This is a genomic window from Streptomyces sp. NPDC051051 (assembly GCF_040682975.1).
Taxonomy (GTDB): Bacteria; Actinomycetota; Actinomycetes; order Streptomycetales; family Streptomycetaceae; genus Streptomyces.
In genome coordinates this window covers 89,468-103,199 of sequence record NZ_JBFBCB010000013.1, presented here as the reverse complement: position 1 = coordinate 103,199, position 13,732 = coordinate 89,468, and the positions used below count along the sequence as shown (strand labels likewise).

Annotated in this window: 8 protein-coding genes and 3 pseudogenes; 4 read left to right on the top strand and 7 right to left on the bottom strand. The window is 74.2% G+C overall.

Translation table 11 applies throughout. The annotated features are described in order from the left end of the window. The first annotated feature begins 43 nt into the window (after positions 1 to 43). Positions 44 to 901, top strand: coding sequence for an endolytic transglycosylase MltG (gene mltG / locus AB0N31_RS13070; protein WP_366058426.1), 858 nt, complete (start codon positions 44 to 46; stop codon positions 899 to 901). A gap of 15 nt (positions 902 to 916) precedes the next feature. Here the strand turns inward: mltG and AB0N31_RS13065 are convergent, their stop codons facing one another. Further along, positions 917 to 2,002 (bottom strand): NAD(P)-binding domain-containing protein, encoded by a 1,086-nt coding sequence (locus AB0N31_RS13065; protein ID WP_366058425.1) that lies wholly within the window; start codon positions 2,000 to 2,002, stop codon positions 917 to 919. A gap of 198 nt (positions 2,003 to 2,200) precedes the next feature. Here AB0N31_RS13065 and AB0N31_RS13060 point away from each other — a divergent pair, with 198 nt between their 5' ends. Continuing rightward, positions 2,201 to 2,626 (top strand): secondary thiamine-phosphate synthase enzyme YjbQ, encoded by a 426-nt coding sequence (locus tag AB0N31_RS13060; RefSeq protein WP_366058424.1) that lies wholly within the window; start codon positions 2,201 to 2,203, stop codon positions 2,624 to 2,626. A 121-nt stretch (positions 2,627 to 2,747) separates the two neighbouring features. Here AB0N31_RS13060 and AB0N31_RS13055 read toward each other — a convergent pair. Both AB0N31_RS13055 and AB0N31_RS13050 read right to left on the bottom strand, forming a co-directional pair. Continuing rightward, positions 2,748 to 2,855 (bottom strand): annotated as a pseudogene (locus tag AB0N31_RS13055) (threonine dehydratase); the annotation flags it as partial. Positions 2,856 to 2,924: 69 nt separating this feature from the next. Next, the gene (locus AB0N31_RS13050; RefSeq protein WP_366058423.1) at positions 2,925 to 3,767 is read right to left on the bottom strand and encodes a hypothetical protein; all 843 of its coding nucleotides are present in this window, start codon (positions 3,765 to 3,767) and stop codon (positions 2,925 to 2,927) included. A 1,030-nt stretch (positions 3,768 to 4,797) separates the two neighbouring features. Here AB0N31_RS13050 and AB0N31_RS13045 point away from each other — a divergent pair. Further along, positions 4,798 to 6,942, top strand: coding sequence for a SpoIIE family protein phosphatase (locus AB0N31_RS13045; RefSeq protein WP_366058422.1), 2,145 nt, complete (start codon positions 4,798 to 4,800; stop codon positions 6,940 to 6,942). Positions 6,943 to 7,164: 222 nt separating this feature from the next. Here the strand turns inward: AB0N31_RS13045 and AB0N31_RS13040 are convergent, their stop codons facing one another. Next, complete coding sequence (locus tag AB0N31_RS13040) at positions 7,165 to 8,349, bottom strand: type III polyketide synthase (protein ID WP_366058421.1); 1,185 nt, start codon at positions 8,347 to 8,349, stop codon at positions 7,165 to 7,167. 417 nt (positions 8,350 to 8,766) lie between these two features. Between AB0N31_RS13040 and AB0N31_RS13035 the strand changes: the two genes are divergently transcribed. Then, the gene (locus tag AB0N31_RS13035; RefSeq protein ID WP_366058420.1) at positions 8,767 to 10,965 is read left to right on the top strand and encodes a hypothetical protein; all 2,199 of its coding nucleotides are present in this window, start codon (positions 8,767 to 8,769) and stop codon (positions 10,963 to 10,965) included. 685 nt (positions 10,966 to 11,650) lie between these two features. On the opposite strand, the pseudogene AB0N31_RS13030 reads toward AB0N31_RS13035, so the two are convergent. From AB0N31_RS13030 to AB0N31_RS13020, 3 genes and pseudogenes are all read right to left on the bottom strand, one after another. Continuing rightward, positions 11,651 to 12,064 (bottom strand): annotated as a pseudogene (locus AB0N31_RS13030) (hypothetical protein); the annotation flags it as partial. Between the two features lie 391 nt (positions 12,065 to 12,455). After that, positions 12,456 to 12,800: pseudogene (locus AB0N31_RS13025) on the bottom strand (hypothetical protein); the annotation flags it as partial. A gap of 352 nt (positions 12,801 to 13,152) precedes the next feature. Further along, entirely contained in the window at positions 13,153 to 13,698 is a 546-nt protein-coding gene (locus AB0N31_RS13020; RefSeq protein ID WP_366058419.1) for a DinB family protein, read from the bottom strand. Positions 13,699 to 13,732 lie beyond the last annotated feature (34 nt).

Here is a 13,732-nt window from a genome sequence, read left to right as displayed (position 1 = left end):
AGTTGTGTCGGGATTGTGATGGTATGCGGGTTACCGTGCCCGCATGCAGATGAACACTCCGCCACGGAGCGCGATCCGACTGACGCGCCGGGGCCGTCTCGTCCTCATCGCGATCGGAGCCGTCGCGGCCGGCACCGCTGTGGCCGTGCCGCTGCTGAGCATGGACGGCTCCGAGGAGAAAAGACCGACGACGCTGGTGATCCCGGAGGGCCGGCGCGCGAGCCAGATCTACGAGGCCGTCGACAAGGCCCTCGCCCTGCCGCCCGGCACCACCAGGAAATCGCTGCCGAAGGCCGGTCTGAAGCTGCCGGCCGACGCCGAGGGCAACCCGGAGGGCTACCTCTTCCCGGCGACGTATCCGCTGGGCGAGAAACCGACGCCGCAGGCGCTGCTGGCCCGGATGGTCGACACCGCGAACAGGAAGTTCAACGGCGCCCCCGTCGCCGCCGGGGCCCAGCGCAACGCCATGAACGTCTACCAGGCCGTCACCGTCGCCAGCATCGTCCAGGCCGAGTCCGCCACCAAGGCGGACATGGGCAAGGTGGCCCGCGTCGTCTTCAACCGCCTGGAGCGCGGCATGCCGTTGCAGATGGACTCCACCATCAACTACGCGCTGAACCGCTCCACGCTCAGGACGAGCACGGCGGACACCCGCATCGACAACCCCTACAACTCCTACCAGCGCATGGGGTTGCCCCCGACCCCGATCGGCAACCCCGGCGAGGAGGCCGTGCGCGCCGCGATCAGCCCGACGCCGGGCGACTGGCTGTACTTCGTCACGGTCAAGCCGGGCGACACGCGCTTCACCGCCAGCTACGAGGAACACCAGCGCAACGTCGCGGAGTTCAACAGGATCCAGCAGAGCGCTCAGGCCTCGGCGAGTCCGTCGAAGGCCCGCTGATCCGACGGCGGCGCATCAGGCGGCGGCCGGCTCGCCGGCCCGCTCGGCGAGCAGCCGCCTGATGTCCCGCACGGCGGCGCGCCCCGCCCGGTTGGCGCCGACGGTGCTCGCGGAGGGGCCGTAGCCGACGAGATGCACCCGAGGGTCGGCGACCGCACGCGTGCCCTCGACGCGGATTCCGCCGCCCGGCTCGCGCAGCCGCAGCGGTGCCAGGTGGTCCACGGCGGGCCGGAAGCCGGTCGCCCACAGGATGACGTCGGCGGACACCCGCCGCCCGTCCTTCCACTCCACGCCGTCCGGGGTGATCCGGTCGAACATCGGCAGCCGGTCGAGGACCCCGTCCGCCAGCCCCTGCCTGATCGCGTCGTTCAGCGGCAGGTCCGTCACGGAGACGACGCTCTTCGGCGGCAGCCCCCGCCGCACCCGCTCCTCCACGAGGGCGACCGCCGCGCGGCCCGCCTCCTCGTCGAAGGGGCCTTCGCGGAAGACCGGCGGGCGTCGCGTCACCCAGGTGGTGGCGGCCGCGTACGGGGCGAGTTCCAGCAGGTGCTGGGTCCCCGACGCGCCCCCGCCCACCACGACCACCCGCAGCCCGGCGAACGCCTCGGGCCCCGGATAGCGCGCGGTGTGCAGCTGCCGGCCCAGGAAGGTCTCCTGCCCGGGGTAGCGTGGCCAGAAGGGACGGTCCCAGGTGCCGGTGGCGTTGATCAGCGTCCTCGTCGCCCACGTACCGGCGGTGCTCTCCACGAGCAGTCGCCCGTCCGTCCCCTCGCGCACCGCCGTCACATCGACCGGCCGCCGTACCCGCAGGTCGAAGGCGCGCTCGTACGCCGTGAAGTACTCGGTGATCACCTCGGAGGAGGGCCGCGCCGGGTCCGCGCCCGTCAGCTCCCTGCCGGGCAGCGCGTGCATCCCGTGCACCTTGCCGTACGTCAGTGAGGGCCACCGGAACTGCCAGGCGCCGCCCGGGCCGGGGGAGTGGTCCAGCACCACGAAGTCCCGGTCCGGCTCGAAGCCGGTGCGCCGCAGGTGATAGGCGGCGGCCAGCCCGGCCTGCCCGGCGCCTATGACGGCGACCTCGACCTCACGCATGTCGTTCACGTTTGAACCAACAGTGGCGGAGTCGTGGATCTTCCCGCGAACGCGTCGGAGCCCCTCCGTACCGGCGCGGCCGTGGTCGTGGCCGACGGGCGTCTCGCGGACCGGGCCCCCTGTGTCACGGGCCGGCTGGACACCGGCCTGTGGAATCCGGCCTGTGGAATCCGGTGTACGGGGTTGCCGATGGGCCAGGATGGAGGCATGTCAGATGCGTTCACCACCCGGGTACTGCACATCGCCTCCGGCGCACAGGAGAGGGTCGTCGACCTCACCCGAGACTGCGAGGCCTTCCTGCGGGAGGCGGCGGCCGGCCGCGACGGCCTCCTGAACGTCTTCGTCCCCCATGCGACGGCCGGCATCGCGATCATCGAGACCGGTGCCGGAAGCGACGACGACCTCCTCGCCGCCCTGCACACCCTGCTCCCCGCCGACGACCGCTGGCAGCACCGCCACGGCAGCCCCGGCCACGGCCGCGACCACGTCCTGCCGGCCCTCGTGCCCCCCCACGCCACCCTGCCGGTGGTGGACGGCGCCCTGCAGCTGGGAACCTGGCAGTCGGTGTGCCTCGTGGACACGAACAAGGACAACACCGACCGTGGAGTCCGGCTGAGCTTCTTCGGTCAGTGAACCGCTCCGGTGAGACCGTGGAGGGGACCTCCGGCCGTAGCGACTGAGCAGCACCACGGTTGCGGGGTGAGCGTGCCACACCTGACAGCGAGTCCTTCGCCTCATGGCGATACGGCAGTCATGCCGCCACCACCTCGGCCCTGCGGCCCTCGGGGCTGCGGACGGGGTTCGCAGTCCCGAGCCTGACGCTCACCGCGTACCCGAGCTCCAGCGCCTCGCAACGGTACAGCGGGGTGTCAGGAAGACGGTTCCGGAGCCTGTCGCGGGGTCCCCGCCGTCGTGGGCCTCTTCGACCCGCTCATACTCGGCTCGCGTCCTCGCGGACGACCCGCGTGGAGCGGCCGGGATCCTCGCCGGGCAGGCCCGGCGGGAGCACCGGGGCCAGGGCGCGGAACACCGCCTCCATGTGCCGGTCGTCATATCCGGCGAGGGTCTCGCTGGCCTGGAGCAGCAGGCCGCCCGCGCGCAGCGGGCGCACCGCGTGGAAGGCGCCGGTGGCCTCCAGCGCGGCCGGACCGCCGAGCCGGTCGGCCAGTTCGGCGGGGACGCCGGTGACCCAGGAGTAGCCGCGCAGCAGGGTCCGCGACTCCCGCAGGGAGCGGCGCCGCGGGCGCTTGAGCACCGCCTCCAGATCGGTGGTCTCGTGGAAGTTGCGGTGGTCGATCCGCGCGAAGGCCGGGTTGGCCCCGTCCAGGGCGGTGGCCAGGAAGGCGACCAGGCCCGCGCACCACGCGGCGTCGGCGACGTGCTCGGCGCCCCGCACCGCCGCCGACAGCTCGGTGTGGCTGCCGCCGCGGCCCGTCTGCGTGCCCCCCACGCGGCCCACGTCGTCGACCCAGACGCCGCCGTCGTCGCGGGAGGACGGGTGGAAGCCGGCCGCGGCATAGAACGGCGACGGCCGCAGCGCGTCGGCCAGTTGGCCCCAGTGGGCGCGGACGTCGCGCATCCGGACGTCCCGACCGCCGGTCATCGACTCCGTGACCAGGGCCCAGGATCCGGCCGACTCCTCGTCCCCGGCGGGGAAGAGCCGGTCGGTGGCGGTGCGGAACCAGTGGACGAGGAGGTCGCCGCGGGGTGCCGCCGCATGGTCGTCGAGCGTGGCCCACAGGGCCACGTCCATGGTCGGGGTCTCGTCGTCCACCGGGTACGTGCCTTTCTCGATGTTTCGGGGCCCTCGGCCGTCCGCCCGACCCTACCGGGGCGGGCCGACGGCCAAGGGTGCTGTGCCGGTGGCGCGGACCGTGGTCGGGCGAAGGCGCCTCCGGTCAGCCCGTTGACGAAGAAGCCGACGGTGAACAGGACACCCGTGAAGACCGCCGGCACCGGACAGCGCGTGCGCCGCCGGAGCCGCGACCGGGACGCTCATCAGGACGGTGGACCCGCACACGGCCGCGACCGCGGCGAAGGCCGTCGGCCCGCGCCTCCGTCCTGATGGGGGACGGCCCCGGCGCCCGGCAATGCACGACAACACCGACAGCACAACTTCCCCCCACGTTGCACATGATCGTCACTGCGGTTGCCATCCCTGCTCCGGTTGATTGCGTATGGTCAATCACATTCCGTCCGGCTCGAAAGAAATGATTGTTTGCGGGCCGGGAATTCTGCGGGAGTGTTTGTTCGAGGTGAATGTGAGGGAAATGTGAGCCGTCCGGTTGCCGATGCGTGATGGTGTGTGACCGAATGCCGTGCCACTGCGCACACGATGGTGCTCGGGCCGACGCGCACGCAGCTCGCGGCGTACGGGACGTGAACCGCCCCGGGTTCGCTGGAGATTTCAGTCGGTGACTGTGGACCGGGATTTCGTGGTCGCTCGGTAGTGATTCGCTTCGTGTGAGTTTCCTCGGCTGAGGCACGCGCCGGACGGAGGCCTCGCATGCCGGCCCCGGCGGGGTCGGGAAGGGGGCCGGCGAGCTGGTCACGATCCGTACCTCCTGGCGGGGGACTCCCACCGGCACGGCGGTCGCGGGCACGACGCCCACCGGCACGGCGGTCGCGGCCCGCGCGGCCGCGGCATTCCCTCACGGTCCGTGTTCACCGCGCGATCCGTTGGTGTGGGCGAAGCGACCCCCGGTGTTATTCAATGAGGTGTGCGTCCAGGGGTCTCGCGGGGCCCCGTCGCACGGGTCCGAGTACGGCCCCGGTGCTGTGCCGGGGATTGCCGAGAGAGCCGCATGGACTCCACACCGTCTCCGTCGTCGCCCTTCGAGCTGGTGAGCAGCGCCCTGGGGCGCTACATCCCGCGCGGCGGAGCGGCAGCCGCCGACGAGCAGGACGACCGCGCCGCCCGCCGGCGCGAGCCCGACGACCCGGAAGCCGACCGGCAGGAGCAGATCCTCGGCGTGGTCAATCTGGACCGGGACCTGAGGGTCACCCGCTGCAATCTGGACGCCCCCGTGTTCGCGGGCCTGGAAGCCGACACCGGAAGCCTTTTCGTCGATCTCCTGCCCGCCGGGGACGTACCGACGGTCACCCGGCGGTTGCGACAGGTTCTGGAGACCGGTGAGGCGCACGTCGCCCGGATCCAGCGCCTGCGGCGTGGCAACGGGTCGGAGCTGGTGGTCTCCCTGAGCATCCTGCCCGCCGCGGCGCCCGAGGAGGGCCTGACCGTCTCCTTGATCGCCATGGCCAGGAGGCTGCACCTGTACGCCGCCGAGACCGCGATCGGCACGTCGCTGGACATCGGCGAGACCGCCCAGTCACTGGCGGAGTCACTGCTGGCCTGGGGCGATGTGGCCGCCGTCGACCTCGACTTCGCCGTGTGGACGGGTGAGGGGGTCACCGGGCAGGCACAGGGGCGCATCCGGCTCCGGCGGGCGGCCCTCGTACCGGACCGCGCGTGGCCCGACGGCTATGCGACGCCGGGTGACGATCTCCCCGGCGACGCGAGTCGCCTGCTGGCGCAGGCGGTACGACGGGACGACGCCCCGCAGACGATCGTCATACCCGACCGGGAAACGGTCGAGCGGGTACTCGGCAGTCCGCGAGTGGTGCGCGCCCTGGTGCCCGGCGACCGGTCGGCGGGCGTGGCGTGCATCCCGCTGGTGCTGGACGGCGCGCCGCCCGTCGTGCTGGGCGTGGCGGAGGTCTGGCGGCGGGCGGACCGTCCCTTCCGCGACAGCGAGTTGCTGGACCTGCAGGAACTGGTGGCCAGGACCGCCCATCACGTCGATCTGGCCCGCCAGCACCAGCGCGAGCACACGCAGGTCCTGGCGTTGCAGCGCCGGCTGCTGCCCCGGACCGGCGGCGACACCATCGCGGTTGCCAGCGTCTACCAGCCCGCCACCCCCGACAGCGCCGGCGTCGGCGGCGACTGGGTGAACAGCTTTCCCCTGGCGGACGGGCGCACCGCGCTGGTGGTCGGTGACGTCGTCGGCCACGGCCTGGGGGCCGCGGCGGCCATGGGCCAGCTGAGCATGGAGGCCCGGGCGCTGCTGTCCGCGGGGCTGGCGCCCGACGAGGTGCTGGAGCACCTGGACGAGACCGTGACGCTGCTGGACGACGCGGAGTCCGGGCTGACGGCCGGCTACAGCGCTCTCGGGTCGACCTGCTGCATCGTCCTCTACGACCCGGTCAGCCACCAGGTGACGCTGTCCAGCGCCGGCCACCTCCCGCCGGTCCTGGTGTCGCCGGAGGGGCAGGCGGACCTGCTCGCGGTCCGCCCCCATCCCGGCCTCGGCGCCGAGTTCGCGCTGCGGGAGCCGTTCGACCTCCACACCTTCGACGCACCTCCGGGCTCCCTGCTCGCCCTCTACACCGACGGCCTGGTGGAGGATCCGGCCATGTCGATCGACGAGGGCATCGGCAGACTGGCGGAGACCGTGTCGACGGTGCACCCCTGGGACTCCCTGCAGCAGGCCGCGCGGCAGGTCGTCTCCGTGCTGGCGCCCGTGCGCCAGCGCGACGACGTGACCCTGCTGCTCGCCCGCACGATCGGCTACCGCAAGGGGGACACCGCGACCTGGCGGCTGCCCGCCCGCGACGACGCGCCCGCGCGCGCCCGCGCGCGGGTCTCCGCGCTGCTGCGGCAATGGCGCACCAGGGACGACACCCGCGACAACGTGTCGCTGCTGGTCAGCGAGCTGGTCACGAACGCGGTGCGCTACGCCACCGGTCCGATCACGGTACGGCTGATCAGGACCGGCCACGGCCTGCTGTGCGAGGTGGGCGACACCGGCAACGGCAGACCGCGCCTGAGCCTGGGCGGCCTCCTCGACGAAGGCGGTCGTGGCCTGCACATCGTGCACAGGCTCACCACCCGGTGGGGAGTGCGGTGGACGGAGACCGGCAAGGTGGTCTGGGCGACCGTCGTGAGGTGACGCGCCCGGCGGGCGGTGACGCTGCCGTGCCCCGCGAGCCGCCGCACCCGTTCGGCCCAGCGCGCGGCCACCGCCCGGCGCGCGCCACCGGGCCGAAGCCGGCCGCCGTACCGGAGCGCGGTGCCGGTCCGGGCGGCGTGCGCGTCGGCCCGGCACCACGGTACGCACGGTGCTCCCCGGCGGTGACGGCCGCGTGCCGCGGCCGTCCCGCCGCCGCTGCGGTTACAGCCACTCCCCTTCCAGGGCGGTGGCGGTGAGGCCCGGCGCCGCCGCGTACAGCACGGCGCGACTGCCCGGCTTCTGCCCGGCGTCGTGCGCCCGCCGCAGGATGTCGAACACGGCGGCGCCGCCACGGTTGCCGCTGGTGTAGCTCTCCCGGCTGTGGTCCAGCAGTCCCGACGGCCAGGAGTCGGGCATCGTCTGCTCCATGTACTCCAGCACACGGGTCCCGCCGGGGTGCGCCAGCAGCACGTCGGGGTGCCAGGAGACGGGGTCGTCCTGGTAACGGACGCGCAGCCACTCCCACATCGCGGTCACCGTCTCCTGCACGGCGCGCGGCCCGCGCCGGTCCATCACGAAGTGGGTGCCGTCCGCCCGCGTCTCCAGGCGGTGCAGGTCCTGTGTGCCGGGCAGGGTGTGGTGCCAGGCGGAGTCCAGCCGCAGCACCGACTCGTGCCGCGGGCGACCCGTGACCACCGCGGCGACGGCGGTGTCCGCGAACAACAACCGGACGATCAGGGACTCGAGGGTGTCGTCCGCGGGCTGGTAGGTCGTGCTGAGCGCCTCCGCGATGACGACCAGGACCACCCGGTCGGGGTCCGCGGCCACGAGATCCGCCGCCAGCGCCAGTGAGCGGGTGCCCGCGATACAGGCCCACTGCGTGGCCGGGAGCAGCATCGTGTCGCTGCGGAGCGAGAGCTTGTCGGCCAGGGAGACGTCCAGGCCCGGCAGGGCCGGGGTGGTGGAGTGACTGGTGATCAGACAGTCGACGTCCGCGGCCTCCAGCCCGGCGATCTGCAGGGCCCCGCGCGCCGCCCGCTCGCCGTAGGACTGCACGGCCTCCCAGGCCGGCGCGGTACGTTCCTGAACGGTCTGCGGCCCGGGTATCGCCTCCAGGGTGGCGATCACCCGCTCCACGTCCTGCTGGGCGAAACCGGCGTGTGCCAAGGCCTCTTGGGTCGGCCCCGCGCCGACGGCCGGCAGACCGCCGCCGTTGCCGGGCGCGACGGCGGCCTCCAGCGGCAGCATCCACCCGCGGGTCTCGATGCCCGTGCTTGCCGCGATGCCGTCGATGCGCGGCGCCCACGCCGCATGCGGATGCCGGTCGCGCACCTCCGCCACGATCTGGCTGGTCCGCACGGCGTGTTCGCCGTGTATCACGGCGGGAGGGCAGAGGTATGCGGCCATGGTGGGTCACCTTCCAGGAGAACGAGCGGGAGTGTCACGAGCGCTGTGTCATGGGTCACTTCGGGATTCGGCGCCCAAGGCGTCGCCGGGGGGCTCCAGTTCGGGAGCCGGTGTCTGCCTCGAGCATGGGCGGTAAAGGGACATTTCCGCTGTGATGTAGACGACTTAGGCGGTCCCCGGAGTGCGTGACGCCGCACACACCGCCGGGGCGTGCCCCGAGGCGGTTCCCGGGATGTTGCCTGACCTGCCGTCAGCCGGCGGTGACCGGTCACCGAGCCGAGCAGGTCGCGCCGAGGAGGACGGACCGTCCGACGGCCGGCGAGTTCCCCGTGACGAGCCGTACCGCCGGCCGGGCCCTGACTCCGCGGCATTCCGGGCGGTGGCGGCGGCGGTGTGCCGCTCTGCGAGGATCCGCCCATGAATCGCACGCTCGCCCTCGCCGGACTCGACGACCGTCCCTGGTCGGAACTGGACCACGCCTACGGAAGCGCGGAGGACCTGCCCGCCCTCCTGCGCTCCCTCGCGGGCGACGACCCGGACATCGCGGACGGTGCCCTGGACGAGCTGTACGGCAGCATCCTGCACCAGGGCACCGTCTACCCGGCGACCGCCGAAGCGGTGCCGTTCCTCGCGCGTCTCGCGGCGGCCGGCCACCGCAGCGCCGACCTCCTCGTCCTGCTCGGCGGCATCGCCGAGAGCACCGACGAGTACGGGGTGGCACCGGGCGCCTGCCGCGCGGCGGTCGCCGGTCAACTCCCGTCCGTCCTGGGCCTGACGGGCGCCGGGGAGGCGCGGGTGCGGCAGGCCGCCGTATGGGCGGCCGGGCACACCGCCGCCCCCGTCGAAGCGTGGCCCGTGCTGCGGCGACGGTGGGAGGAGGAGCCCGACGAGGTGGTCCGGGCGGAGCTGGTGACCGCCCTGGTCCGGCTCGACCCGGCACGCGGCGCCCCGACGGCCCTGGCCGCCCTCGCGCCGGACGGTCCGGCCCGGCTGCGCGTCACCGCCGTCCTCGCCTGCCTGGCGGCGGACCTGCCGTGGGACACCCGGCAGCACGACGCCGTACTCGCCGCGTTGCCGGCCGAAGGCCTGGTTTCCGCGTTCGAGCAGTGCGAGCCCCTCCATGCGGTGGTCGGCGCGCTGCTCCGGCGGGGCACGGCCGAGGACCGGGAGGCCGCCTTCGTACTGCTGGCGGACGCCCTGCGCGTTCCGGCGCCGGACGTACGCGCCGAAGCCGTGTGGGCGGCGGACCACGCGTGCATGGTCTCCCGTTCCGCGCCCGCGCGGTTGCTGCCCGCGCTGCTCCCGCTGCTCGACGAACCGGAGCCGCCGCACGATGTGGTGACCCTGCTCGGCAAGGTCGCGGAACAGGCGGGCGCCGCCGGCACCGCACTCGCCCGGCTCGCCGCGGGTGACGGAGACCTTGCCGACCGGGCGCTCGCCGTACTGGTGACGGCCGCCCCCGGCCTGGCGGCCCCGCTGCTCGCCGAGCGGCTGCCGGAGCGCCCCCTGGCGCTGGCCGAGGCCGTCGGAGCCCGCACACCCGGTACGGCCGTCAGTGCTCCCTTCCCCTACGACGCCGCGCTGCTCGACGCGGTCCGACGGCGCCTCGCCGACCCCGGGTCGAAGGGGAACGAGCCCATCCACCTCGCCCTGCTGCTCGCCTCCTGGGGGCAACGGGCGGCCTCCGCCGTCCCCGAACTGCTCGACGCGCTGCCGAGGATCCCGCTTGCCGGTCCCACCGCGCTGGCGGCGGTCTGCCCGCCCGACGGCGAGCCCCGGACCCGCACGGCGGAGGCCCTGCGCGCGGCCGCCCTGCACGGTCCCGACGGGGGACGGCTGTCCGCGGCGCGTGCTCTGCACGGGCTGACGGGCGAGAGCGGACCGCTGCTCGCCGCGATACGCGCCGAACTGACCGGCGAAGGACGGTCCTTGCGGGAGGCCGCCCGGTTCGTCACCGGTCTCGGGGAGGCCGCGGGGGAACTCGTGCCCGCGATGCGCGACGCCCTGCGGGAACGGCCCGAAGGCCGGTCGATCCCCCGGCTCGACGCCCTCGCGGAACTCGCCGTCGCACTCTGGGACATCACGGGGGACGCCGCCACGACGGTCCCGGTGCTCGACGCCGTCATCAGAGCCGACGGCGGCCCCTGGACCCGGTGGACGGCCCTGCGGACGGCGCGCCTCGCGGTCCGGCTGGGGCCCGCGGCCCGGCCGTTGCGCCCGGCGCTGGAGGACCTCCTCGCCACACCACTGCACGCACCGGCCGCGGTCCTCGCGTTGCTGGCCGCGCTCCCCGAGGAGGAACTGCACGGCCCGCTGGAGCGCACCGCGCTGGCCGGGCAGGTGCTGGACGCGGCGGAGTCCGGCGTCGACGCGGCCGGAGCGTTCGAGGCGCTGTCGACGCTGGGCCGGGCCGCCCTGACCGGCGAACACCTGCACCGCGTCGAACGCCTGGCCCGGGGCGACCGGCGGGTGGTGACCGCAGGGATCGAGAACCGGATCATCCGCGCCGACGAGCAACTGGCCGCCCGCGCCCGCGAAACGCTCACGGCGCTCACGGCGGAGGGGGCGGACGCGGTGCCGTCCGGGCCGCCGGCACGGACACCCCTCCGGGGCTGACGCACCGGCAGACCCGAGCGCCGGCTCGGCAGAACGCCGGACCGCCCACGTCGACTCCGTCGATCGGAGCCCGCTGTTGTCCTCCCTTCATGAATCCGCCACCCGGGAAACCCTGCTGAGGCTGGTCCGGGCCGGCAACGCGGAACACCTGGCCGCTCCGGGCGGGTACGTGGCAGGACAGATCGGTCACCACGGGTGGAGCCTGCCCGTCCAGCGGAACTTCCCGATGCCCGGACGGACCGCCGGCACGACGACACGCAGGCCGAGCACGCAGGCCGAGTTCGACGCCGCGCAACAGATCCGCGGCGCGCTCGAGGAAACCGGCGCCGACAGCGTCCCCTTCACGGCGGAGATCGCACCGACCGGGCGGGCCGTGCTCCACCTGCTCGGTCCCAGTGCCGCGGTGGAGCCCGGCGTCGGAGGCCCGCACCCCGGCTCCCTCCTGCTCGTCGAGGGTGCGGTCCCCGAACCCTGGCGGCGCCTGCCCGCCCCGGTGCCCGGGGCGGTGCCGGCTCCCTCGGCGGACCCCGCGTTCCTGGAGCGGACGCTTCGCGAGCGGCTTCCCCACGGCGGCGGATGCGGCGGCCGCGGTCGGCTTGACCGGGGCAGGAGCGGCCGTGGCGGGAACGGTCGCGGCCGGCGTGGCCGCTCCGCCCCGCGGGGCCTCGGCCGTCCCGCTCCGCGCGCGGTCCGCGAACACGAACAGGCGCAGCACCACGAAGCGCCCCGTGCCGGCCAGGGCGGAGGCGCCCAGGTACACGGCCTGCTGAGTGACGAGACCGGGCGACGACCGCACCGCGTACAGGACGAACACCGCGGCGCAGGTGACCCCGTACGCGGCGGTCGCCGAACCGGCGGACTGCAGGTGACGGCGCCACCCGGCGCGTCGTCCGGTGCCGAAGGTGAAGAAGGCGTGCAACTCGGTGCACACCAGCGTCGAGGCCACGGTGATCACCGCGTTCGCCAGGGCCCAGGGAATGAGCGTGGCCACCAGCGGGACGGCGGCGCCGGAGAGGAGCCCGACCCCGCCGCCGCAGACCACGAACCGCACGAAGGAGGCGAGCGGGCCGGGCGTCGTCGACGGAGCGGCCGCCACCACGGGCCCCGCGCCGGCCGAGCCGCCCGTGCGCAGCGGCTCCGGCTGCCGCCGCGGCTCAGGCCGGGGCTTCGGCCGGGGCTTCGACAGGACGGGCGACGTCATCGCGGGTTCCTTCCGGGGCAATCGGACCTACGGGCGCGCGGACCTGGGCACTCGGGCCACTTGGACATCAACCCCGTTGCGGAACCGCCGCGTTGAACGATGCCGTGTCCCTCTCCTCGGCACGAGGGAGCAACCCACCGGACCGGAGGTGGGGCCTGCCCCACCACGACGGTGGGGCAGGCGGCCGGGGACCCGGCTTCGGGCGCGCCCGCATCGCCCGTACGGACGTCCCCGTGAGGCGCCCGCACCGGCCCCCGCCCGCCTCACGGGTGTCCCCCGACGGCACCGACCCGATCTCCACCACCCGTGCCCACGCGGGCGGGGGCCTCGGCACGTGGTCGGGATCGTCCTCGTCCCACGACCCGCCCCTTCGGGGAAACAGCCCCACGACCGTCCGGCACGGCGGCCGCGAGGTGGGCCAGGGTGCCTGACCGTCCGTCAGGACCGCGATGGCGTCGGGCCGGGGCGGCGACCGGAGCGCCTTGGCGAAGCCCGTGCGCAGGTCCGTGCGCCCACCGTCCATCAGGGGGATGCCCTCGCCCCGGCACAGCGGGTGCACGATCCGCGCCGACGCGTCGCACGGCAGCACCGTGACCAGGTCGCGCTGGCCGCCCACGGCGCGGGCGACGGCCGCGGTCGGCTGCTGCGGGCGGCGCCGGCCGTCCGGCGGGGCGAATGGCGGACGGTCACGCCCGCTGGCCTGCCGGGCGACGACACTCACCGCGCCCTGCTGAGCTGGACGTGGACGCAGGCGCAGGCACGCCACCTGGTCGTGGTCAACCACTCCGGCCGCCCCGGCCCGGGCGCGGCTGCCCCTCCCCTGGGGCGGCCTGCGGGGCCGCACACCGCGCCTGACCGACCCGCTCACCTCACGGACGTACGACCGTGCGGGCGACGAACCGGCCGACCGGGGTCTCTTCGTCGACCTCGGGCCCTGGCAGGGGCACCTCTTCCGGGTCTCCTGACGGACAAGCGGCTCAACCGGCTCATCCCATGGTCTTCGCGCCGTCCAGGGACTCGCGGATGATGTCGGCGTGCCCCGCGTGCTGGGAGGTCTCGGCGATCACGTGCAGCAGCACCCGGCGGGCCGACCAGTGCGCACCCGGTTCGAACCACGGCGCCGAGGGCAGCGGGTGCGCCGCGTCGAGGTCGGGCAGCGACGCGACCAGTTCGTCGGTACGGCGGGCCACCTCGGCGTACTCCCTGAGCACCCCCGCCAGCGTCTCGCCGGGCAGCATCCGGAACTCGTCGGCGCGTCGGGCGAAGTCCTCCTCGGTCATGTCGTCGAAGTCGCCCATCGCCGACGGGCCGTCCACGATGAAGGAGGCCCAGTTCCGCTCGACCGTGGTGACGTGCTTGATCAGCCCGCCGAGACACAGCTCGCCGGCGGTGGTCCGCAGCCCCGCCTGCTCGTCGGTCAGGCCGTTGGTGGTGAAGCGCAGGAAACCGCGGTGCTTGGCCAGGGTCTCCAGCAGGTCGGCGCGCTCCCCGGTGAGGGCCGGGGCGAGGGGGGCGGTGCTGTTCAGGGACATGGCGTGTCTCCGTCTCCGAGAGGTGTGTTCCGCG

What these genes read in the sequence shown, in the direction of transcription:
- mltG (WP_366058426.1), top strand. Translation starts at nt 44, where the DNA reads ATGCAGATGAACACTCCGCCACGGAGCGCGATCCGACTGACGCGCCGG.
- AB0N31_RS13060 (WP_366058424.1), top strand. Translation starts at nt 2,201, where the DNA reads ATGTCAGATGCGTTCACCACCCGGGTACTGCACATCGCCTCCGGCGCA.
- AB0N31_RS13045 (WP_366058422.1), top strand. Translation starts at nt 4,798, where the DNA reads ATGGACTCCACACCGTCTCCGTCGTCGCCCTTCGAGCTGGTGAGCAGC.
- AB0N31_RS13040 (WP_366058421.1), bottom strand. Translation starts at nt 8,349, where the DNA reads ATGGCCGCATACCTCTGCCCTCCCGCCGTGATACACGGCGAACACGCC.
- AB0N31_RS13035 (WP_366058420.1), top strand. Translation starts at nt 8,767, where the DNA reads ATGAATCGCACGCTCGCCCTCGCCGGACTCGACGACCGTCCCTGGTCG.
- AB0N31_RS13020 (WP_366058419.1), bottom strand. Translation starts at nt 13,698, where the DNA reads ATGTCCCTGAACAGCACCGCCCCCCTCGCCCCGGCCCTCACCGGGGAG.